Genomic DNA, 20,848 nt, shown 5'->3' with positions numbered 1-20,848 from the left:
TCGGATTATGCTCTAGCGTTTCGCAGACATCGTCGTTGCGCCCTCAAACCCACCCGCGGGCTGGCGGTCCGCCTGTATGGAGGTGAGCGCGATGGTAAAGACAATATCGTCTACCAGAGCGCCGCGTGACAGGTCGTTGACCGGCTTGCGCAGGCCCTGCAACATGGGGCCAACGCTCACCACATCGGCGGAGCGTTGCACGGCCTTGTAGGTTGTGTTGCCGGTATTGAGATCCGGGAAAACGAACACGCTGGCGCGGCCTGCAACCGGACTGTCGGGTGCCTTGGAGCGTCCAACGCTCTCCACGCTTGCGGCATCATACTGCATGGGGCCGTCGATGACGATATCAGGTCGGCGCGCGCGCACCAGTGCTGTCGCCTCGCGCACCTTATCCACATCTCCACCCGTGCCGGACGTGCCGGTGGAGTAGGAGATCATTGCGACACGCGGCTCTATGCCAAATGCCTTGGCCGTATCGGCGGACTGAACGGCGATTTCAGCCAGTTGCTCGGCTGTCGGGTTGGGATTGATGGCGCAGTCGCCATACACCAGCACCTGATCCGGCATCAGCATGAAGAAAACCGAGGATACAATACTCTGGCCCGGCTCGGTCTTGATCAGCTGCAGGGCAGGGCGCACCGTGCTGGCGGTCGTGTGAACCGCACCGGACACCAGCCCGTCAACCTCGCCAACGGCCAGCATCATGGTGCCGAGCACCACGGCGTCTTCCAGTTGCGCCAGCGCTTGCGGCGGTGTCATGTTCTTGGAGCGGCGCAGTTCTACCATCGCATCCACATAGTGTGCGCGCACATCCTGTGGATCAAGAATTTCCAGATCGTCGGGAAGTTCGATCTGGCGCGCTTTCGCCACTTCGCGGATGACGTTCGGGTTGCCAAGCAGAACGCAACGGGCAATGCCCTTGCGGTGGCATATGGCGGCGGCTTGCAGGGTGCGCGGCTCTTCGCCTTCCGGCAGGACGATGCGCTTATTGGCGCGACGGGCAAACTCGATCAACTGATTGCGGAACCGGGGCGGCGACAGGCGCGCCTCCGAGGGCATGCCAATGCGTTTGCGCAGCGCACTGGTGTCAATATGCTCGGCCATAAAGTCGATGACCCGCTCCATCTGCGTGTTGTCATCCTTGCTGACATGGTAGCTGAGGTGGGACAGACGCGAGGCTGTGATATAGGTATCATCCGGCGTGGACAGGATCGGCAGGCTTGTGGGGCCGGAGGAGGCGATGAGTTCGGCAACCGGGGGCGCCAGCAGCGCGCCGCAGGTCAAAAGCATCCCGGCAATCGGAATGCCGCGCATATGCGCAAGCGCGGTGGCAAGCGCAACGTCGCTTCGGTCCCCCGGCATCACCACAAGGGTTGCGGGGCCAAGACGGTCAATCATCTTTTCAACGGAGCGGGCCGCCACCACAATATCGTGCACCCGCACGGCGTTCAGATCCTCGCCCTGCTCGATGGTGAGGCCCAGCGAGGATACGATATCGGACAAGCGCGGCGCGTTCAGATTCGGCTGGAAGGGAATGGCACCGATAATGGTGCCGGAGGACGCATTGAGTTTCGATAGTTCCATCTGCAACGCTGTCAAGTCGCTGCTCTCGGGCAGCTTGTTGATCAACACGCCGGGAAAGTTCAGGTTTCCCTCGCGCAGGTATTGGCGCTGCGCAATGGATGCCGTATCGGCCAGCGCCTTGGGGTCAAGCTCCCCGCCATTCAGCACCGGAATAACTTCCGCGCCAAGGCTTCGCGCAATGCGCAGGTTCAGCCGAATGGCGATCTGCATGCTGGCCAGCGGGATCAGCCCTTCCACCACCACCACGTCGTGCTCGATGCGCAGCGCATCGGTCATCTTGGCGATGTCTTCCAGCAGACCGTCGATTTCGCCTTTGCGCACCATATCTTCGGCTTGGGTAAAGGGGATCGATTCCGGGGAATCCGTCAGGCACAGTGTGCGGGCAAAATAGCTGGACGTATCGCCACTGCCATCGCGCGGCCCGGTATGTTCGGCGGTGGACGGCTGGGCGATGGGCTTGACGAAGCCCACTTTCAAGCCATCGCGTTGCAGCGCGCGCACCAGACCAAGGGTTACGGATGTCAGGCCAACATTCTGCGCAACCGGGGCGAGGAAGATGATACGTGCGGCCATGTCGTTTCCTTCAATTTACAATTTATCGAATGACTGCGGACTCCTCCCAAATCCGCAGTCCGTGACGCGGTTATGAGATGCTCATGCTGCTTAAGGATCGCGTGTCACAGGCAATCATCCATTCTTCATTGGTTGCAATCACCAGCGAGGACGGTTTGCGGTCCGCTGAACCAATATGGCCAGATACGCCCCCAAACATCCGTGCATTGGCCTGTTCGTCCAGCGTCAGGCCCAGAAGCCCAAGGCGTTCAACGGTCTTCTGGCGCAACAGTACGGAGTTCTCACCAATGCCGCCAGTAAAGACAACAGCATCCAGACGATGGAGCGAGGTCACAAGACCGGCCATGATGCGCGCAAGGCGATGGACGAAAACATCCAGAGCCAATTGTGCGCCCTCGTGTCCCTCTGAGGCCGCTGTTTCCAGCGTTCGGCAATCGTTTGAAAGGCCGGACAGGCCGAGCAGTCCGCTCCTGCGGTTCAGCATCGCGTCCAGATCGTCGATGCTCAAACCGGCGGAGCGGGCAATGTGGAAAATCGCGCCGGGGTCGATATCCCCGGAGCGGGTTCCCATGACCAGACCTTCCAGCGGGGTCAGCCCCATGGAGGTATCAACGCTTTGTCCGTTTCGCACGGCGGTGGCAGAAGCACCGTTGCCGAGATGGGCGATCACCAGCCCATGATCGTCGGGATCGAGGCCCAGAAACTCAACAGCTTGAGCCGCCACGTAACGGGCACTGGTGCCGTGGAAGCCGTAGCGCCGCACGCCATGATCACGGTAATATTCGGTGGGAATGGCGTATCGATAGGCTCCAGGCCGCATGGTTGCGTGGAAGGCCGTATCGAAAACCGCCACGTGTGGCACCCAACCGAGCACTTGCCGTGCAACCCTTACCCCCAGAAGATTGGCCGGGTTGTGCAGCGGGGCCAGACGCGACACGGATTCCAGATCAGCCAGCACCGCGTCATCAATGCGGATGGAGGCGGTAAAGCGCTCGCCGCCATGGACGATGCGATGGCCGACCGCGCCGATGGAATGGAGAAGATTCTTCTCATCCAGAATGGTCATCAGGGTGCGAAGCGCAACCTCGTGCCCACCATCGAGCGCGACCGTGGTCTTTCCGCCGTTCTCCTTCAAAGTCAGGCGGCTGTCAGCCTGCCCCAGATTTTCCGCCAGCCCGGACAGGAGGGACGAGCTGTCGTCCCCGGAAAATAGCGAGAACTTCAAGGACGAGCTGCCGCAATTGATCACGAGAACGAGTGAGCGATGATCGACCAAGCCAAGGGCTCCTTCTGTCTGGGGCATGAACAGTCTTAACGCCGACGCGCGTCACTCCTTATAGTAGACTCTTCTGGTATACAATAAACGAGTTGATCTAAATTACCTCATCCGGTTCCTTGATGGAGCGACCCCAACCGAGCGCATGGTAGAGTATGATAGCACCAATGGTGGCGGTACCGATGCCATCGAGCGTGAAGCCTGCGAGATTCAGCTTGAAATTGCCCGCACCCAGAACAAGCGCCACGCCCACGGTGATGAGGTTGCGGGGCTCGGCAAAATCCACCTTGTTTTCCACCCAAATGCGTCCGGCTGTGGCTGCAATGAGGCCAAATACGACGATAGACAGACCACCGATGACCGGACCGGGAATTGTTTGAATGAGCGCGCCAAATTTTGGCGAAAAGCCGAGCAGGATGGCAACGGCGGCGGCCACCAGAAACACGAGCGTGGAGAAAATACGCGTGACCGCCATTACGCCCATGTTTTCGGCATAGGTCGTCATGCCCGTACCGCCAAAGGCGCCAGAAAACATCGTCGCCAGACCATCGCCGATAAAGGCGCGGCCGAGATACGGATCGAGATTACGGCCCGTCATCGCGCCAATGGCTTTGATATGGCCGAGGTTTTCGGCCACGAGAATAACCACCACGGGCGCAATCAATGTCATGGCTGAGGCCGAAAACACCGGTGCGGTAAACTGAGGCCAACCGAACCAAGGCGCGTTGGCGACACCGGAAAAATCGATGGGCTCACCGAGCCCAAACCCGTTGGTGAGGATAAGATAGGCGATATAGGCGAGCGCGCCGCCAATCAGAATGGGCAAGCGACGTGTCATGCCGGGCGCATAGACCGCGACGAGGCCAACAGCAGCAAATGTCAGAATGGCAATCCAGCGCGAAAGCTGGTTGCCATCGGGCGTTGCCGGGCCGGTGCCGGACGCGCTGGCAATGGCAATCGGTGCCAGCACAAGGCCAATGGCGGCCACGATCGCGCCGGTCAGCACCGGCGGCATCAGCCTTTCGATCCATCGGTGCCCTGCAAACATCACGATCAGGCCGATCAGCGTATAGAGGGCACCGGCCAGAATGATGCCGCCGAGCGCCAGGGCAATGTTGGGGTTGGGCGATCCCGCCACCGCGCCGGTTGCCACCAGAACCGGACCGATAAAGGCGAACGACGAGCCGAGATAGCTCGGCACCCGACCACCGACCGCTATGAAGAAAATGAGGGTCGATAGCCCGGAAAACAGGATGGAGACATTAGGATCAAACCCCATGATGATAGGTGCAAGCACCGTGGAGCCGAACATGGCCACCACATGTTGCAGCCCCAGCACGGCGGTCTGCCCCGCAGGCAAGCGCTCATCGGGCAGAATGCGCCCTTCCGTCTTCAGCCGCCAGCGCGGAAAATAGCCACCCGTATCACGCATTGTTCTTGCCCCGTATTCTGGAATCTGCCCCGGATTGGAACCCCTGTTTTCACAGGGATAAATCCGCTCTCTTCTCTTCGATACAGAGTCCAGCAGGCAATGTCATCAGGCCTGTTCGGCTGATTTTGGCTGGGAAGCTGGAAGACGGGAGGGGACAAGCAGGCAGGTGGGGACGATCAGCACCGCGATGAACAGCATGGCGATGAAGGTTGCGTGCAGCCCCTGTTGCAGTGCCGAGCGGATTTCGCCCGCATCACTCAGCGCAGCACCTGCACCGTTCAAAAGCCCGCGCAACTGCTCCGGCGTAATGGCCTGCCCGTTGGTGGTATGGGCCAGGCCGTAGGTCAGCACGGCACCCAGCACGGCTGCGCCCAGTGTGCTGCCAAGATTGCGGGAAAAGACATTGGAGGCCGTGGCGCTGCCGCGCTCCATCGCACCAACACTATCCTGCGTTAGAATGAGTGCGCCGATGTTGAGCAGGCCCATGCCAAGACCCATGATCAGCGAGCCAGCACCGGCCAGTATAGGTGAACTTGACGGCGTCAGCAGGACCAGAAGAAACGTGCCCACGGGAATGAAGAGGCTACCAGTGATCATGATGGGCCGCAGGCCGATGCGTGCGAACTGGCGCGACGCAATGGTCGCGCCCAGCGGCCAGCCCAGAAGCAGCATGGTCAAGGCAAAACCCGCCACAAGCGGCGAGCGGTTCAAGACCGTTTGCACATACATGGGCAGGAAGGTGGTAAGGCCCATGATGGACATGCTGGCGAAAAACACCGCTATGTTGGAAAAGGCAACGGGTCGTTTCAGCCACAGATCAGGCGCAACCATCGGCGCTTCCGCCCTTCGTTCCTGCCAGAGAAAGGCTGCAAGCGCGAAAACAAAGACGATTGCTGCGGCAATCGCCTGCCCGGAAATGGCGCTTTCGAGCTTCGTCAGCGCAATCATCAGCGCGGAGATGGAGATGGCGAAAAACGCAGCGCCCAAAATATCGATCGAGACGATACGGGGTCGTTTTTCCTCATGGAGAAAGAACACAAAGCCCAGTGCGGCCAGAATGCCGACGGGAACGTTGATCCAGAACACCCAGGCCCAGGGGAGATTATGGATGATCAGACTGCCCAGAAGCGGACCGATAACGGCTGACAGTGCCCACACGCTGGCGAGATAGCCTTGCACCTTGCCGCGCTGATTTCCGGGGAAGAGATCGGCAACAATCGTCATGGCAACGGGCTGAATGGCGCCCGCGCCAATGCCTTGCAGCAGACGAAAGGCAATCATCGACGGCATGGACCACGCAAAGCCCGCCAGAATGGAGGCAAACAGAAACAGGCCAATGCCCCACAGCATCATCGGCTTGCGCCCATAGATATCGGAAAGCTTGCCGAACACCACGGTCGTGGCGGTCTGGGTCAGAAGGAAGGACGAAAAGACCCAGGAGTACAGTTCGATCTGGCCGAACTGTGCGGCGATCTGCGGCATTGCTGTTGAAACAATGGTCGCCTCAATGGCAATCATCGCCATGCTGGCCATAATCGCGGCAACAACAAGCCCGCGATGGGACGTCTTTTCTTTCATGGGGAACTTTCAAAACCAGCAAAGACCCGTTTGAAAAACGGTTGTCTGGCCAGAGCAAGATGGAGTGTTAGCCGTTATTTAGTCCCCTTGATCCTGTCGTCAAGAAACAAACGCTGGAAGTACAACTTATAGCGACGTCTCAAGCCGCCATGGGCCCCCGAGGTAACTCCAGATATCCAGCCCTGTGGAGGCGATTGTTTGTGGTCGAAAGGATGTTCTCAAGTCCTGAAACAGAGTGTCAGCCTTGGCCTTCGAAACTTTGTTTTGCACGGTGATGTGCGGTCTCCAGCCTTGCAGGTCCTGCGGTTTTAACCATGCACGAACGCCTGCGACCAGATGTGCGCGAACCGCCTGCAACGCCGGGCTCTCCAGTGTATAAGCTACACCAGCGCCCATATGGCGCACGCCGGTGACTTCGACGGGCATCGGCAAATCCACACGCGATAAGCCCTGTTGCGCCAGTTCAACAATTCGGTCGAACTCGTCCGCAGGCAGGTGATGAAACAAGGTCAGGTGCGCGCGCAAAAAATTGCGCTCCGCCGGAAAATGCTGGCGGCGGAGCCGATCAAACGGCTCAAGATCGCCGTCGCTGATACGGGCTGTGAGGATAAGCGGGTGTGTCATTGAGGTTTAAACGTCGCGACGCGGTAGACATAGGCGATAATGATGGCAATGAGAACGCCGGTTGCAACGGGATCGACATAATCCTTAACGGTTTCATAGGCTTGACCCAGCGCAAATCCGGCCAGTGCCAGAGCGGATGTCCAGATAACACTGCCGACCGCCGAATAGCTCAGAAACTGCCAGAATGGCATATGCACCACGCCCGCTGGCACCGAAATCAGGGTTCTGACGGTCGGTATCAGGCGACCGAACAGCACCGAAGTTCGTCCATGCCTGCGGAAGCGCTGCTTGGCCTCGTCAATATCACCGGGAGACATGGTCAACCACCGGCCATGGCGGGCGGCGAGGGATTTCAGCCTCTGCTCCCCCAGATAACGGCCCAGAAAATACCACGGAATAATGCCCAGCACGGAACCGACCGACCCTGCGGCAATGACGCCGAAGATGCTGATACCGTCCCGCGTGGCCAGATAGCCAGCCAGTGGCATGATCAGTTCGGATGGGATCGGCGGAAAGATGTTTTCCAGAAACATTAAAAACGCTATGCCGAAAACGCCGAATTGCTCCATGGTCGAATGGACAAAAGCCTCCATGATGATTGATCCTTATTGATTGCCGGTTGGTGCGCGCCGCAGCGTGATGCGGGTCAACTCGGCGGGTTTGCCGAGCCGCAGCGCAAAGCCGGGCCACAGCGCCGTGCCATTGTTGACATAGAGTTGCATGGCGCCAACCTGATACAGGCCGGAAACGAAGCCGTTGTTGAACAGGGCCAAAATGCGATCAAACCCGATGATCATGCCGCCATGGGTGTGTCCGGACAGTTGAAGGGCAATGTTCAGTTTCGCCGTTTTGTCCGCCTCACGCGGCTGGTGATCCATCAGGATGACCGGAACTCGCTCTGGTGCGCCACGGATGGCCGCCGCCACATTCGGACCCGGAAAGCCGGTGGCCGGGGCCGATACGTCCGTGACACCCGCAATCATCAATCGGTCTGTGCCCCGTTCCAGCGCTGTGTGGCTGTTGATGAGAGGCCGCAGCTTCAACCGTTCGTACTCCTGCATCCACTGCGGATAGCCGAAGAAATACTCATGATTGCCGGGAACGGCATAGATACCGTCGCGTGCGTGCAGTTTGAGCAACGGCTCAACGTCAAGGCGGCGATCTTCCACACGTCCGTCAATCAGGTCGCCGGTCATGAGAATGAGATCAACGTCAAGCCCATTTGCGCGGGTGACGACTCGCTCAGTCCATGCGGCAGGAAACAGGCGGCTGATATGAAGGTCAGTCAGTTGAACAATTTTGTAGCCATCAAATGCCGGTGGCAGGTCTGCGATGGCAATGTCGATATCCTTGATCGGCGGAACCCGCACAGCCTGACTGACCCCAAAGCCAGCCAAAGCGAGGGCAGTGACGCCCATGGCATAGCGCAGGGTTGCCGGGACTGCGGGGAAATGACCTCTGACAGCCAACAGAGCCAGAGATACGACGTCCAGCAGCAGTTGAAACACCATTAACAGCAGAATGGCACCAAACGCCACGTTGAACATCAGGATAAACGGGCGCGGAAATTCCGGCGAAAACACGGACCCGGACGAGAGCTTGGCGACCATGTGATATTGCGAGGCCAGCAGCAAGACCAGCGCCAGCCCCACCTTGGCGGTCCAGACCCATGGCAGCGGCAGAATAAATCGCAGAACGACAACCAGCCATGGAAAGCCGAATATAAGATGAAACATGAGAACGCCTGTGTTGTTGTGCTGCATACGATAGATTGAGGAAAAGGATCAATCCACAGATGCCTTAAACACTATCCGTTCTCGTAGGATTCGGGCGGAGTTAGGTTCCAGACACAGAAAAGCATGATGATCGTCACGGCGCCATAACGGATGAGGCCGGGCTGGGCGTGCCGCCCAGAGCGCGGTACAATGTGGCTTCGTTCAGAAGGCGTTTCAAAGCGAGATCAATAACGGCTGTCTGTGCCGAGCGTGTCCGTTCCTGCGCGTCCAGCAGGGGTTGCAGTGAGATCGATCCTTCTTTGAACTGGGTTTCATACAATGCTTCCACCCTTCGTTGCGTGGCGAGTGCACGGGCAAGGTGCACCGCCTGCCGCTGGTAGGATTGCCGCGCGGCGATGCCGTTCGCAACTTCCGAAAGAGCCGTTAGCATGGCGCCCCGAAATGCCGTCACGGCCGCTTCATACTGCACCTCTGACACGCGAATTTGCAGCTTCATGTCGGCAACGTTCAGGAAAGGCAGGGCTGTGCTTGCGCCGAGCGAACCGACCGGGTTGGCCAGAAAATTTGCGAGATCACGGCTGCTGGTGCCCAGACTGCCGGTTAAAGGTATCGACGGGTAGAAGCTGGCTTTTTTCTCGTCCACGTTGCGCAACGCGGAACGCAGCCGTAGTTCGCCGGCACGCAAATCAGGCCGACGCCCAATAAGACTAGCGGGCAGGCCGGGTTGTAAAGGAGGCAGACTGCTTGAAGGAAGACGTGTCGGCTCCGGTGCGGGACTGTTTGCACCATTCAGCAGCACCGCCAATTCCACACGCTGCCTATCGCGCTGCAATTTAAGACTCTCCAGCGCAGCGAGCTGCATGTTAATCGAATATGTGGCTTGGGACGCTTCAAGATCGGATGCGGTTTCTGCCGCGATCTTCGTGTTAACAATGCTTTGGATGCGACGTGCGACCGCAAGGCTGCTTTCGGCACTGCGAATTGTCTGGTTGGTGTGTGCAAGCTGCCACCATGCGGTCATGGTGTTGGCGATAACGGTCAGGCGCATTGCCTCCCGGTCCTCACGTGTGGCTGTTGCTTCCCATGCCGCCATGTCGCGTTTTGCTGCCAGTTTTCCCCACAGGTCCAGATCGTAGGACAAGCCAAGGCTGGAACTGACGCTGCGCGATGATGGTTGACCTTGAAGTTGTTTGCTGCCCGACAGACTGGTTGTGCCGTTGAATTGAGGAATGGCATTCAGATTGGTGGAATCTGCATCAAGCAGCGCCCGGCGGGCACGGAGGCTGGCGGCGAACAGATCATTGTTGGCGGCCAGCACGACGGGGATCAGTTTGTTCAAACCGGCATCGCCAAAACTCCGCCACCATTCATCCACGGGCGTCGGTTGTGATGTGTTTTCGGTCGTTGGCCAGGCGATACCGGCGGGCACATCCGGGCGGATATACTGGGCTGGGTTCAAGCAGCCAGCCAGAAGAAGCAGCGGGAAAAGGAGAATGAAGCGGCGGAACATTGCGTAAAAACCTGTCATTCGCGTGCCAAGGCCTCGACCGGGTCAAGCCGTGCCGCATTGCGTGCGGGCAGGTAGCCAAAGATCAGGCCGATCAGCAGTGTTGCCACGCTTGCAAGGGCAACAGCCTGGCCGTTGATGAGGATGGGAAGCGGCAGTCCGAGCGCACCGGCAAGCCCGGCAATGGCAAACGCAGTTGCCATGCCGATGGCGCCGCCGACGAAGCACACAGCCAGTGCCTCGATGATGAACTGCATCATAATATCCTGTCGTCTGGCACCCACGGCCATGCGCAGGCCAATTTCGCGGGTGCGCTCAGTCACCGAAATCAGCATGATGTTCATGACACCAACCCCGCCGACAACCAGCGCAATGGCGGCCAGTGCGGTGATCAGCACGTTGAAAAGGCCGATCATCCGCATCATTGATTTGCGGATCTCATCCTGATTGTAGATGAAAAAATCCTTGAGGCCGTGGCGGCGCGTCAGCAAGTGCATGATGGCGCGTTCTGCTGATTTGGTATCGATATGATCCCTGATGCGCACCACGATACTGCCCAGCGGCATGGCTCCCGTCAGTCGTTCGCGCAAGGCATTATAGCTCAGGTAGACCGCCACAACGCGTCCGGAATTGGCCCGTTCGGCCAGCACGCCAACCACGGTGGCCTTGAGATTGCCAATCATGATCGACTTTCCCAAAGGATCGGCTTTCTTGAACAAGGTGGTGGCGGCAACAGGCGACAGCACCACATTGGCGCGCGCTTCATTCATGTCCCGGTCCATCAGGCCAATGCCTTTCTCCAGCGAATAACCCCCTGTATGGAAATAGGACGGCGCTACGCCATACACTTGCGCATCGGTGCTGATGCTTGCATACCGCACCTTTTGGGTGATCACCGTTTCCGGCGTTACACTTTCAACATAGGGCTGGCGCGCCAGAGCCAGCGAATCCGCCACCGTCAGGCTGGTGATCTTGTCGTAGTTCGGATCGCTAAAATCCTTACCCCGGTAAACGGTGAGCGTACTGCTGCCCAGATCGCTCATTTGCGCCAAGGATTCGGCCTTCATGCCCTCCCCAAGGCCGACAACCGACACAACGGAGGCGATGCCGATGACAATCCCGATCATGGTCAGTGCGCTGCGCATTTTCTGTGCAGCCATAGACCGCAGTGACATGCTGAACGCACTGCCAACGCCGGAAAGGGACACCGAGCGGGGCAGCCGGGGCGCAGTGTTGTCTGTCTGGCATGGCGAAACGGAGGCTTCTTTCGGTATCCGGCTATCGGACTGGATGACCCCATCGGCAATCTCGATAACGCGGTGGGCATGGGCCGCCACGGCCCGGTCGTGCGTGATAATGACGACCGTTCTGCCTTCCGCATTCAACTCCTTGAGCAGTGCCAGCACGGTTTCACCCGAACGGCTGTCCAGCGCGCCGGTCGGCTCATCGGCAAGGATCACGCCGCCACCGTTCATCAACGCACGCGCTATGGCAACGCGCTGCTGCTGGCCGCCCGAAAGCTGGTTTGGCCGCGATTGCAGGCGATCTGCCAGACCAAGCCGCCTGAGCAGGCCTGCCGCACGAGAGCGGCGCTGATCGGTGGACAGACCGGCGTAAATACCCGGCAGTTCCACATTGGCGCTCGCCGTTAGCGCGGCTACGAGATGATAACGCTGAAACACGAAGCCGAAATGCTCGCGCCGCAGATAGGCCAGTCCGTTCGGATCAAGCGCGGCAACATCCTGCCCGCCAACGCGGTAGGTGCCATGGTCCGGCTTGTCGAGGCAGCCAAGAATATTCATCAGCGTGGATTTGCCCGAGCCGGACGCACCGACAATGGCAACCAGCTCTCCCGGTTCTATTGTCAAGTCTATGCCATCGAGCGCGGCAATGGTTTCCTCACCATTGCGGTAGAGCCGCCGGATGCCGGACAGGTCAAGACGCGCAGCCGTCATTCCAGCAGCATCTCGGTTGTTGTCGGGCCGCTGTCAGCGTTCAGCACCACCTCTTCACCCTCGGTCAGGCCTTCAAGAATTTCCGCATCGTCGCGGGTGGTCAGCCCCACGCGCACCTTGCGCTCATCAAGTGCCCCGTCCGGCTTGTTAACCGTTGCCGTAAAGACGCCTTCGTCATCTGGCCCATCCAACGCTGTCAACGGTGCGACCACCACGTTTTCCAGCTTGGATGTGGTTATGGTTACGTCCGCTGTCATCATCGGCAACAGCTTGCTATCGGCATTGTCGGCATGGAACAGTGCGCTGTAGTAAACCGCTTGCGCTGAAGACCCGCTTTGGCTGGACGCAACGGTGTCGGCACTGGTCAGCATGGAGGCTGGGGCAGGCTGGACCTCCGTCAGTGTGCTGGCACGATTGACGGTTCTTTCAGAAAACGTGGTAAATTCAAGCGGCTGTCCGGCTTTCACCCGGCTGACATCGGACTCCGGAATCTGCACCTTCACAAGCATCGGGTCGGTTTGTGCAATCAGTGCAATGACCGGCGTTGTTTGGGCAGCATTCAGCGTCTGACCCGGCTTGGATATCAGCCCGATAACCCGGCCGTCCATGGGGGAGGTGATGCGGGTATATTGCAGCTTGGTCTGCGCCTTTTTGACTTCGATGGTCGCTCGCTCGATCTGCGCGATCGACAGATCCAGCTCGGCTCGGGCGATGTGGACGGCGGATTGTGCGTCTTTCAACTCCGCGCCGGAGCCGGCACGACCGGCATACAGTGCGCGTTGGCGACGCAGGGTCTCTTCCGCTTTCTCCAACTGGAACGTCCGCGAGCGATTCGCTGCCTGTATTTCGGCAAGGGACGCCTGTGCCAGACGCAACTCATCCTGCTGTTGCAGCGAGTCGATTTCTGCAATCAGATCGCCGGTTCGCACGGTGTCGTTCAACCGCACATGAACGGTTTTCAGCTGGCCGGAAACCTGTGCGCCGATCTGGACCAGACGGGAGGGCTCAAGGATGCCGGTCGCGCTGACGATGTCTGCGAGGGGACCACGGCGAACCTTGGCCGTGAGCAGGCTGGCGGTATCCGGTTCACGGCTTCCAGCAAGATAGGTCCATAGCGCGAATGATAGTCCCGCCAGAACCACAACTGTAACAAGAAAACGGTATTTCATGACGACATTCGATAAAAACAGATTCTATCGCTGGATAGCCAGCATTTGACCGTGTCATAAACCTGTTATTAGCAGAAATATATATATTATTTTCATCATGAGCCGTTGATACCGCCGTGAGGCATCCGGTCAGGCAGCACCCTCTGGCAACTAACGTGTTTTGCGTGTCTCGAAGACTTTTTGAAGCACCGGCACGGCAGACATGGCGCGAGGCCAGCCAGCGTAAAACGCCAGATGCGCCGCGAGCTCCGCCGCTTCCTTTTGCGTTAGTCCGTTATCCATGGCCCTGTTGGCATGGAAGGGCAACTGTTCCGGTTGCCCGATGGCAATCAGTGCCGCCATGGTCACGAGGCTGCGGTCGCGCGCCGAGAGGTCGGGGCGCTGCCAGAGGTCGCCGAACACGACACGATTGGTAAGATCCGCCAACGCGGGGGCAGTGGGGGCAATGGTGGTGTTGACGGTATGGGCGCGCGCTGCTTCGGCCTCTGGCTCAAGCGTGAGTCTGCCAGCATCGCTCTCTGTTACGGTTGCAATACTGCGCTTTTCAAACACCGCCCTCGTCTCGTTAACGGCAGAGATAGCGTTGGGCCAACCGGTGTAGAATGCAAGATGGGTTATCAGCTCGCCAATTTCAGCGGGCGTGACGCCATTGTCCAGCGCCCTGCCGACATGGCCACCAATCTGCGCGGATTTGCCGGTCGCTACCAGCGTCGCAACCGTGACAAGGCTGCGGTCGCGGGGCGACAGGTCCTTGCGAAGCCACACTTCCCCAAACAGAACATCGTCGGTGAAATGCCCCAGGCCGGGTGCCACCTCATAAACCGCTGCGGGGGCTACCCGCGGGCGTTTACCCTCCTGTGCTTCGGCACCAGAAGCGGCGAAGGCCGACAAGGCGATGCTGGCCGCAATTGTCTTCATGGGAAAACCTCCTTTAAAGCCCGGTGCCCTTGAGTATCTGCTCAGGGTAGCGTTCGCCTTCCACCTCTATCTCAGCAGCGGCGGACTGAATCTGCGAAATGTCGGCAGCGGACAGAGCGATCTGCGCACCGCCCAGATTTTCTTCCAGACGATGCAGCTTGGTGGTGCCGGGAATGGGCACGATCCACGGCTTTTGCGCCAGCAGCCATGCCAGAGCGATTTGCGCAGCCGTTGCGCCTTTGTCGTGCGCAATCCGCTTGATCAGGTCGATCAGCGCCTGATTTTTCTCCATGGCCTCGGCTGTGAAGCGTGGCAGGATCTTGCGAAAATCACCGTCGCTGATCTGTGTGTCCTTGCTCATCGCGCCCGTCAGGAAGCCCTTTCCGAGCGGGCTGTAGGCAACAAAACCGATGCCCAGCTCCTCGCACGCCTCCAGAATGCCGTTGGTTTCCGGTCCGCGTGTCCAGAGTGAATACTCGTTTTGCAACGCGGCCACAGGCTGCACCGCATGAGCACGGCGCACGGTCTGCGCACCCGGCTCGGATAGCCCGAAATTGCGGACCTTGCCTTGCGCAATCAGGTCCTTCACGGCACCCGCCACGTCCTCAATCGGCACATTGGGATCGACGCGATGCTGATAGAACAGGTCGATCACCTCCACGCCCAGCCGTTTCAACGAGCCTTCGGCAACGTTTCTGATCTGCTCGGGACGGCTGTTCGTGCCGACAGATTTGCCATCGACGATATCGAAACCAAATTTGGTGGCGATAACCACCTGATCCCGGATCGGTGCCAGCGCCTCGCCAACAATTTCCTCGTTGGTGTAAGGACCATAGACCTCTGCCGTATCGAACAGCGTGACGCCACGGTCTGCGGCCTGCCGGATGAGGCCGATGGCTTCTGCTTTGGGAAGCTGGGTGCCGTAGCCGAAGTTCAGGCCCATGCAGCCGAAACCGAGGGCGGAAACCGTCAAGCCATTTGTTCCAAGTGTCCGTTTTTCCATTGTCATGATCGAATCTTTCTTAACAGCCGGGTTTTGAATGCGACGCAGGCGTTAGAGCGCTGTTCGATCTGATTGAATCAGATCGGAGCTCTAAGTCCTTTACTTGTAAGCATAATCTTTTCGATCCTCGCTTCGCTCCGGTCGGATTATGCTCTAGCCATTCGATCAAGGCTGGTATTCAGCGTCGGTGACGTGTTCCAGCCACTCGACAGATGAACCATCCTGCGCCTCGGCGATGGCAATATGGCTCATGGCGGTGCTGGGCGAAGCGCCGTGCCAGTGTCGTTCTCCGGGTGAAAACCATACGATATCGCCGGGGCGGAGCTCCTCGACAGGGCCAACTTCGCGCTGGGTCAGGCCCAGCCCCGACAGGACCAGAAGGGTCTGGCCGAGCGGGTGTGTGTGCCAGGCGGTGCGTGCTCCCGGCTCAAACGTGACGGTGGCACCGCCAACCTTTGCCGGGGCATCGGCCTGAAAGCGCGCATCAATGCGCACCGTACCGGTGAAATATTCGGCAGGGCCTTTTTGCGACGGGGCCGAGCCCGATCTGGTGATTTTCATAGAAAGTCTCCCTCAAGCCCTAATGGGGCTTCAAATGCTTATTGCGCCAGTTCCAGCGAAGCCATGTCGATGACAAAGCGATAGCGCACATCGGATTTTTCCATCCGCTCAAATGCGTGGTTGATTTCGTCCATCCGGATCATTTCCACATCAGGCAGAATGTTGTTCACTGCGCAGAAATCCAGCATCTCCTGTGTTTCGGCAATGCCACCGATGGGGGAGCCGGCAATCCTGCGTCGACCCAGAACCAGCGGCACCGTGCTGGGCTCGGCCAGGGGGCCGATCTGCCCAACGATGACCAGAGTGCCGTCGACGTCCAGGAGCGGCATGTAGGGATTCAGGTCGTGCTTGACCGGAACCGTATCGATGATCAGATCAAAGCTGTCGGCTGCGGCTTCCATCGCTGCTTTATCGCTGGAAACCAGCAGGGCGTGGGCACCCAGTGCGCGAGCATCGTCTGCCTTGTCTGCCGACCGGCTGAGCACGGTGACGTGGGCACCCATGCCGGCAGCCAGCTTGACTGCCATATGGCCGAGGCCGCCAAGACCAATGACGCCGACGCGGCTGCCAGGGCGCACATCCCATGTTTTCAGGGGTGAGTACGTGGTAATGCCCGCGCACAGCAGAGGTGCCGCACGGGCAATATCCAGCCCTTCGGGAATACGCAGGCAAAATTCCTGACGCACGACCAGATTTTTGGAATAGCCCCCCAGCGTGTACTCCTTGGTGTAGCGATCAAACCCGCCATAGGTGCCGGTATTGCCTTCCCGGCAAAGCTGCTCCTGGCCTTTGCGGCACTGGTCGCACTGCTGGCAGCTATCGACCATGCAGCCAACAGCCACATGATCCCCCACCGTGTACTGCGTCACCGCGCTTCCGATCTCGATGACACGGCCAATGATTTCATGGCCTGGAATGGCCGGAAAGATAGTCCAGCCCCAATCATTGCGCGACCAGTGCAGGTCGGAGTGACAAACGCCGCAGTAGAGAATTTCCATCACCACATCATCGGGGCGCGGGGCGCGCCGCTCAAACGAAAACGGAGCCAGAGGGGCATCGGCGGAGGTGCAGGCAAAGCCAAGTGTTTTCATGAAGATCACCAGTCATTGTTATCGGTCGCAAAACGGATGCGCCGTTTGACTGTCAAACTAGCACCGTCGCACCTATGTGATTAGGGAGGTTATGATACATGAGCTTATGCGGAGAATTCATAAATGAAACGCGATGAACTGGGTGATCTTGCCGTGTTTTTAACCGTGGCACAAGAATGCAGTTTTACCCGCGCAGCGGCCAAGCTCGGCACCTCGCAATCGTCGCTTAGCCATACGATCCGGCGGATGGAAGAGCGCATGGGTCTACGATTGTTGACCCGCACCACACGCAATGTTTCCACCACGGAGGCGGGCGAGCAATTGCTATCCACGCTGCAACCGGCATTCAACGACATTCAGGCGCGGCTGGATTCGATGACGGCGCTGCGCCACAAACCGGCAGGCACCATTCGCATTACCACCAGCCGCACGGCGGGCGAAGCAATTCTGATGCCGGTGGTGCTCCAACTGATGCAGAATTACCCGGATGTGAAGGTGGAACTCTCCGTTGATCAAAAGCTAACCGATCTGGTGGCGGAACGCTACGATGCCGGTGTGCGACTGGGTGAGCAGGTGGAAAAAGACATGATCGCGGTGCCGATTGGCCCCGATATGCGCATGGCGGTTGCCGGTTCACCGGATTATTTCGCCAAGCATCCGGCACCTAAGCTGCCCCATGACCTGACCCAGCATGTGTGCATCAACCTGCGCCTGCCTACGCTGGGCGGTCTTTATGCATGGGAACTGGAAAAGGACGGACGCGCGCTCAATGTGCGGGTGGATGGCAATTTCATCTGCAATGATGTGGCAATGATTGTCAGCGCAGCAACGAAAGGCCTGGGGCTGGTATGTTTGCCGGAGGACCAGCTACAGCCAATGCTGGACGATGGCCGCCTTATCCGCGTGCTGGAAGACTGGTGCCCGCCGTTTCCCGGCTATCACCTGTACTATCCCAGCCGCCGACAACAATCCCCGGCGTTCGAGATACTGGTCAATGCGTTGCGCTATCGCAAGTAGGCAGGCGAAAATGCCGGCTGTCAGGCCGGCATTTATGCGTTCAGGAATTCAGGTCGAGTGCCTGTTTCAGCTCGTCAATGCGCTTGGACGCATCGGCCTTGGTTAGATCCTCGGCAAACGCTTCCGGCTTATGAGCCTGCTCGGACAGCGTTTTAAGGTATGAGCGCTGCGCGCCGGTCATGGGTTCATCGCCGCTGACCCAGTCATCCGGGTCTTTCTCGGTATTCGAAGATGTATCTGTTTTGACGTTGTCGACCATTGTGTTTCTCCCTTGGTTGTATCTGAAACGTTCTGCTCCAGATCGGGTTCCGCGTAGCTCTTAATTTAGCGGTCTCGCGCGCGCTGGCGGAACCTTTCGAAGGTGCGGGGGTTGGTCCGCACAATCAGCGAGGAGCAAAACGATGAGCGATTCAAAGCAACCGACCAACCCATCAACGCCGATGACGATTCAAACCGATGCGCCGACGCCATCTGCCGTGGATGTGGAGCGCGAAGCGCTGCCCGACACGGCGCCGGATACCGAATCCAACACAAACACCAAGCCACCGCTGCCATTCGGTGCGTCCACACGCAATGATGAAGCACCGGTTGAGACGGCCCAGACCAACCCCACGCACCACACGGGTCGGGTTCCACCGAATGTAACGGGCGAAGCATTTAAGGAAAACGAATGAGCAAGACCGCAGTTATCACCGGCGGCAGCGCCGGAATTGGGCTGGCGACAGCGCAGCATCTGGCTTCCGCTGGCTGGAATGTCGCCATCATCGCGCGCGATGAGGCCCGGCTGGACGGGGCACGTAAACTGCTTGCCACATCCGGGACCAAGGTGCTGGCGATCTCCGCTGACGTGGCTGATGCAGAAGCGGTCGACGCCGCCGCAGACCGCATCGAGCGGGAGCTTGGGCCCATTGACGCATGGGTCAACAACGCCATGTCAACCGTAGTGGCCCCCGCCGATCAAATCACCGCGGCAGAATATGCCCGCGTGACCGCCACAACCTATCTCAGCCAGGTCCATGGCACACTTGCTGCTCTTCGCCATATGAAGCCAAGACGCAAGGGTGCGATCATTCAGATATCATCGGGGCTGGGTATTCGGGCCGCACCACTGCAGGCTGCCTATTGCGGCGCGAAATTCGCTGTTTCCGGTTTTACGGATTCTTTGCGCTCGGAGCTGATTGCCGACGATGTACCGGTGACGCTCTCCGTTGTATACTTGCCAGCGGTCAACACGCCACAGCCGGGCTGGGCACGCAACCATACGGGCCACGCCCAGGTTCTGCCCGATCCATTGTTTGATCCGCGCCTGTGCGCCAAGGCCATTGTATCGGCCATTGATGATCCGCAGCGGGAAATCTGGGTGGGGCGTTCCACGGTCATGATGAGCATCGCTCAGGCGCTGATGCCGGGTTTTGCCGACAGGCAGGCGAGCGGCATGCGCGACAAGCAGCTCGGCAAAAAGACCGGCGACAAGACCGGCAATCTGGATGTGCCGGTATCCGGTCCCGCCCGGATTGACGGGCAATCGACAGACAGGACGATTACCACCCGGTCCGAGTTCTTCACATCGCGCCAGCGCGACATGCTGAAACTGGGGCTTGCCGGAGGCCTGATCGGCTTTGGCACCATTTTGGGCGCGGCGGTGTCGCGCATGCGCCACCGATAAATGAGACGATAACCATCAAAAAAAGGACACTGCAATGAGCAAGACAACTGACGATTTTGTAAATGCCCTGCATAGTCTGGAAGAGAGCAAGGATGTGGAGACCATCGCCTCGCTGTTTTCGGATGACGCGAAACTTTCCAACCCGCTGGTCAAACATGCAGCTACGGAAGGCAACCCTGCCGAGGCATTCTGGAGCGGTTACCGCGAAGCCTTCGAGACCATCCATTCCGAATTTCTGCATATCGTAGATGGCGATGGAGCAGCATTTCTGGAATGGCGGAGCGAAGGGTCGATAGATGGCAAACCGGTAAACTACGGCGGTGTCAGCGTATTGGAGATCAGCGGTGACAAGATTACTGCGTTTCGGGCCTATTTCGACTCCAAGCAGCTGACGGTATCGGAAAATGAGGCCGACGATCACAAGGCGTCAAAACCGGTCACCCGGACATCAGAAACACCGGAGGACCTCGACGAAGCCCAGCGAGATGCCGCAGTACAACGCGCCGAAGGCGGCTATAGCTGATCGATATTGATGAAAGAAAGCGGCTGACGCGGCGTGTTCAGGTCATTTGCTATCCGGTCATTGCCGGGGAAGTCCTTGACCCAAATCGCACCGCGTCGTCATAGCCGTCTATGAAACGGTTGCTCACCCGAATGGTTCCCGAATTACAACGGCAGGGTTTCAAACCATTCGGCATAAGGGGTGTTCTTCACCAGATGGCGGTTGTAATCCGGTGCGCCGTCCGACCACCAAACTGGCCCACGCTCGCCAAGCCCTATTTTTGCGTGATCCACGTGCTGGCGTGCGGCCGCTGTGGCAACCGGGTCGCCCTTTGCATCCCGCACGGCGCGCCTTGCGGCCATCAATTGCCGCACCAGCACCTGCCGCTCGTCATCGTCGAGGGCAGGATTGCTTTTGCGCCACAGGCGACCGCGCACGATAAAGTAGCGGCCATCGGGCGTATCCGGGTAGGTCGGTGATTTGGTCATATCGATCCTACCCGGCCGCTAGAGCACTTCCGATAAACACGTGTTCACCGGAAGTGCTCTAACTCTTTGTTTTGTCGCATTGTCCGGACGTGAAAACGACTTCGTTTTCACTGGAAATGCTCTAGCATTGTTTTATCGCATTGTCCGACGTGAAAACCCCTTCGTTTT

At 58.7% G+C, this 20,848-nt stretch carries 19 protein-coding genes and 1 pseudogene; 4 read left to right on the top strand and 16 right to left on the bottom strand.

The window, feature by feature from the left end; genetic code table 11:
• Positions 1–12: 12 nt before the first annotated feature.
• The 14 genes and pseudogenes from pta to IFT84_RS07605 all read right to left on the bottom strand — a co-directional run bounded on the left by pta (position 13) and on the right by IFT84_RS07605 (position 17,007).
• Positions 13–2,157 (bottom strand): phosphate acetyltransferase, encoded by a 2,145-nt coding sequence (pta, locus tag IFT84_RS07670; protein ID WP_192118063.1) that lies wholly within the window; start codon positions 2,155–2,157, stop codon positions 13–15.
• Between the two features lie 70 nt (positions 2,158–2,227).
• Positions 2,228–3,460, bottom strand: coding sequence for an acetate/propionate family kinase (locus tag IFT84_RS07665; RefSeq protein ID WP_192118062.1), 1,233 nt, complete (start codon positions 3,458–3,460; stop codon positions 2,228–2,230).
• Between the two features lie 70 nt (positions 3,461–3,530).
• Complete coding sequence (locus IFT84_RS07660; RefSeq protein ID WP_192118061.1) at positions 3,531–4,865, bottom strand: solute carrier family 23 protein; 1,335 nt, start codon at positions 4,863–4,865, stop codon at positions 3,531–3,533.
• 105 nt (positions 4,866–4,970) lie between these two features.
• The gene (locus tag IFT84_RS07655; RefSeq protein WP_192118060.1) at positions 4,971–6,443 is read right to left on the bottom strand and encodes an MDR family MFS transporter; all 1,473 of its coding nucleotides are present in this window, start codon (positions 6,441–6,443) and stop codon (positions 4,971–4,973) included.
• A gap of 126 nt (positions 6,444–6,569) precedes the next feature.
• The gene (locus IFT84_RS07650) at positions 6,570–7,067 is read right to left on the bottom strand and encodes a 2'-5' RNA ligase family protein (RefSeq protein ID WP_192118059.1); all 498 of its coding nucleotides are present in this window, start codon (positions 7,065–7,067) and stop codon (positions 6,570–6,572) included.
• Positions 7,064–7,660 (bottom strand): DedA family protein, encoded by a 597-nt coding sequence (locus IFT84_RS07645; RefSeq protein WP_192118058.1) that lies wholly within the window; start codon positions 7,658–7,660, stop codon positions 7,064–7,066. Before IFT84_RS07645 ends, IFT84_RS07650 begins: the two co-directional genes overlap by 4 nt.
• Before the next feature lie 12 nt (positions 7,661–7,672).
• On the bottom strand, positions 7,673–8,803 hold the full coding sequence (locus tag IFT84_RS07640) for a metallophosphoesterase (RefSeq protein WP_192118057.1): 1,131 nt from the start codon (positions 8,801–8,803) through the stop codon (positions 7,673–7,675).
• Between the two features lie 133 nt (positions 8,804–8,936).
• A complete protein-coding gene (locus tag IFT84_RS07635; protein WP_192118056.1) occupies positions 8,937–10,331 on the bottom strand; it encodes an efflux transporter outer membrane subunit in 1,395 nt (464 codons plus the stop codon).
• Positions 10,328–12,265: a MacB family efflux pump subunit gene (locus IFT84_RS07630; protein ID WP_192118055.1), complete on the bottom strand. Its 1,938-nt coding sequence runs from the start codon at positions 12,263–12,265 to the stop codon at positions 10,328–10,330. Before IFT84_RS07630 ends, IFT84_RS07635 begins: the two co-directional genes overlap by 4 nt.
• Positions 12,262–13,434 (bottom strand): efflux RND transporter periplasmic adaptor subunit, encoded by a 1,173-nt coding sequence (locus IFT84_RS07625; protein ID WP_192118054.1) that lies wholly within the window; start codon positions 13,432–13,434, stop codon positions 12,262–12,264. Before IFT84_RS07625 ends, IFT84_RS07630 begins: the two co-directional genes overlap by 4 nt.
• A gap of 159 nt (positions 13,435–13,593) precedes the next feature.
• Positions 13,594–14,352: pseudogene (locus IFT84_RS07620) on the bottom strand (carboxymuconolactone decarboxylase family protein); the annotation flags it as partial.
• A gap of 13 nt (positions 14,353–14,365) precedes the next feature.
• The gene (locus IFT84_RS07615; RefSeq protein ID WP_192118354.1) at positions 14,366–15,355 is read right to left on the bottom strand and encodes an aldo/keto reductase; all 990 of its coding nucleotides are present in this window, start codon (positions 15,353–15,355) and stop codon (positions 14,366–14,368) included.
• 165 nt (positions 15,356–15,520) lie between these two features.
• On the bottom strand, positions 15,521–15,916 hold the full coding sequence (locus tag IFT84_RS07610; RefSeq protein WP_192118052.1) for a (R)-mandelonitrile lyase: 396 nt from the start codon (positions 15,914–15,916) through the stop codon (positions 15,521–15,523).
• A 38-nt stretch (positions 15,917–15,954) separates the two neighbouring features.
• Entirely contained in the window at positions 15,955–17,007 is a 1,053-nt protein-coding gene (locus tag IFT84_RS07605) for an NAD(P)-dependent alcohol dehydrogenase (RefSeq protein ID WP_192118051.1), read from the bottom strand.
• Positions 17,008–17,130: 123 nt separating this feature from the next.
• On the opposite strand from IFT84_RS07605, the gene IFT84_RS07600 reads away from it, so the two are divergent.
• Positions 17,131–18,024, top strand: coding sequence for a LysR family transcriptional regulator (locus IFT84_RS07600; RefSeq protein WP_192118050.1), 894 nt, complete (start codon positions 17,131–17,133; stop codon positions 18,022–18,024).
• Positions 18,025–18,064: 40 nt separating this feature from the next.
• Here IFT84_RS07600 and IFT84_RS07595 read toward each other — a convergent pair whose 3' ends face one another.
• Positions 18,065–18,283: a DUF3072 domain-containing protein gene (locus IFT84_RS07595; protein WP_192118049.1), complete on the bottom strand. Its 219-nt coding sequence runs from the start codon at positions 18,281–18,283 to the stop codon at positions 18,065–18,067.
• Between the two features lie 142 nt (positions 18,284–18,425).
• Here IFT84_RS07595 and IFT84_RS07590 point away from each other — a divergent pair, with 142 nt between their 5' ends.
• Genes IFT84_RS07590 through IFT84_RS07580 form a run of 3 tightly spaced genes read left to right on the top strand, consistent with a single transcriptional unit; the run spans position 18,426 to position 20,213 of the window.
• Positions 18,426–18,698: a hypothetical protein gene (locus IFT84_RS07590; protein ID WP_192118048.1), complete on the top strand. Its 273-nt coding sequence runs from the start codon at positions 18,426–18,428 to the stop codon at positions 18,696–18,698.
• Entirely contained in the window at positions 18,695–19,690 is a 996-nt protein-coding gene (locus tag IFT84_RS07585; protein WP_192118047.1) for an SDR family oxidoreductase, read from the top strand. The genes IFT84_RS07590 and IFT84_RS07585 overlap by 4 nt, the downstream gene beginning before the upstream one ends.
• A gap of 34 nt (positions 19,691–19,724) precedes the next feature.
• Positions 19,725–20,213, top strand: a complete 489-nt coding sequence (locus IFT84_RS07580) for a nuclear transport factor 2 family protein (protein ID WP_192118046.1) — start codon at positions 19,725–19,727, stop codon at positions 20,211–20,213.
• Between the two features lie 143 nt (positions 20,214–20,356).
• Here IFT84_RS07580 and IFT84_RS07575 read toward each other — a convergent pair whose 3' ends face one another.
• Positions 20,357–20,680, bottom strand: coding sequence for a hypothetical protein (locus IFT84_RS07575; RefSeq protein WP_192118045.1), 324 nt, complete (start codon positions 20,678–20,680; stop codon positions 20,357–20,359).
• Positions 20,681–20,848: the final 168 nt, after the last annotated feature.

This window comes from Rhizobium sp. CFBP 8762 (genome assembly GCF_014841565.1).
GTDB lineage: Bacteria > Pseudomonadota > Alphaproteobacteria > Rhizobiales > Rhizobiaceae > CFBP-8762.
Note: the sequence above shows the minus strand (reverse complement) of the source record. Positions and strands in the feature narration are given on the sequence as shown.

What these genes read in the sequence shown, in the direction of transcription:
- IFT84_RS07665 (WP_192118062.1), bottom strand. Translation starts at nt 3,460, where the DNA reads ATGCCCCAGACAGAAGGAGCCCTTGGCTTGGTCGATCATCGCTCACTC.
- IFT84_RS07640 (WP_192118057.1), bottom strand. Translation starts at nt 8,803, where the DNA reads ATGTTTCATCTTATATTCGGCTTTCCATGGCTGGTTGTCGTTCTGCGA.
- IFT84_RS07655 (WP_192118060.1), bottom strand. Translation starts at nt 6,443, where the DNA reads ATGAAAGAAAAGACGTCCCATCGCGGGCTTGTTGTTGCCGCGATTATG.
- IFT84_RS07625 (WP_192118054.1), bottom strand. Translation starts at nt 13,434, where the DNA reads ATGAAATACCGTTTTCTTGTTACAGTTGTGGTTCTGGCGGGACTATCA.
- IFT84_RS07650 (WP_192118059.1), bottom strand. Translation starts at nt 7,067, where the DNA reads ATGACACACCCGCTTATCCTCACAGCCCGTATCAGCGACGGCGATCTT.
- IFT84_RS07600 (WP_192118050.1), top strand. Translation starts at nt 17,131, where the DNA reads ATGAAACGCGATGAACTGGGTGATCTTGCCGTGTTTTTAACCGTGGCA.
- IFT84_RS07660 (WP_192118061.1), bottom strand. Translation starts at nt 4,865, where the DNA reads ATGCGTGATACGGGTGGCTATTTTCCGCGCTGGCGGCTGAAGACGGAA.
- pta (WP_192118063.1), bottom strand. Translation starts at nt 2,157, where the DNA reads ATGGCCGCACGTATCATCTTCCTCGCCCCGGTTGCGCAGAATGTTGGC.
- IFT84_RS07635 (WP_192118056.1), bottom strand. Translation starts at nt 10,331, where the DNA reads ATGACAGGTTTTTACGCAATGTTCCGCCGCTTCATTCTCCTTTTCCCG.
- IFT84_RS07630 (WP_192118055.1), bottom strand. Translation starts at nt 12,265, where the DNA reads ATGACGGCTGCGCGTCTTGACCTGTCCGGCATCCGGCGGCTCTACCGC.
- IFT84_RS07580 (WP_192118046.1), top strand. Translation starts at nt 19,725, where the DNA reads ATGAGCAAGACAACTGACGATTTTGTAAATGCCCTGCATAGTCTGGAA.
- IFT84_RS07590 (WP_192118048.1), top strand. Translation starts at nt 18,426, where the DNA reads ATGAGCGATTCAAAGCAACCGACCAACCCATCAACGCCGATGACGATT.
- IFT84_RS07575 (WP_192118045.1), bottom strand. Translation starts at nt 20,680, where the DNA reads ATGACCAAATCACCGACCTACCCGGATACGCCCGATGGCCGCTACTTT.
- IFT84_RS07610 (WP_192118052.1), bottom strand. Translation starts at nt 15,916, where the DNA reads ATGAAAATCACCAGATCGGGCTCGGCCCCGTCGCAAAAAGGCCCTGCC.
- IFT84_RS07645 (WP_192118058.1), bottom strand. Translation starts at nt 7,660, where the DNA reads ATGGAGGCTTTTGTCCATTCGACCATGGAGCAATTCGGCGTTTTCGGC.
- IFT84_RS07615 (WP_192118354.1), bottom strand. Translation starts at nt 15,355, where the DNA reads ATGGAAAAACGGACACTTGGAACAAATGGCTTGACGGTTTCCGCCCTC.
- IFT84_RS07585 (WP_192118047.1), top strand. Translation starts at nt 18,695, where the DNA reads ATGAGCAAGACCGCAGTTATCACCGGCGGCAGCGCCGGAATTGGGCTG.
- IFT84_RS07595 (WP_192118049.1), bottom strand. Translation starts at nt 18,283, where the DNA reads ATGGTCGACAACGTCAAAACAGATACATCTTCGAATACCGAGAAAGAC.
- IFT84_RS07605 (WP_192118051.1), bottom strand. Translation starts at nt 17,007, where the DNA reads ATGAAAACACTTGGCTTTGCCTGCACCTCCGCCGATGCCCCTCTGGCT.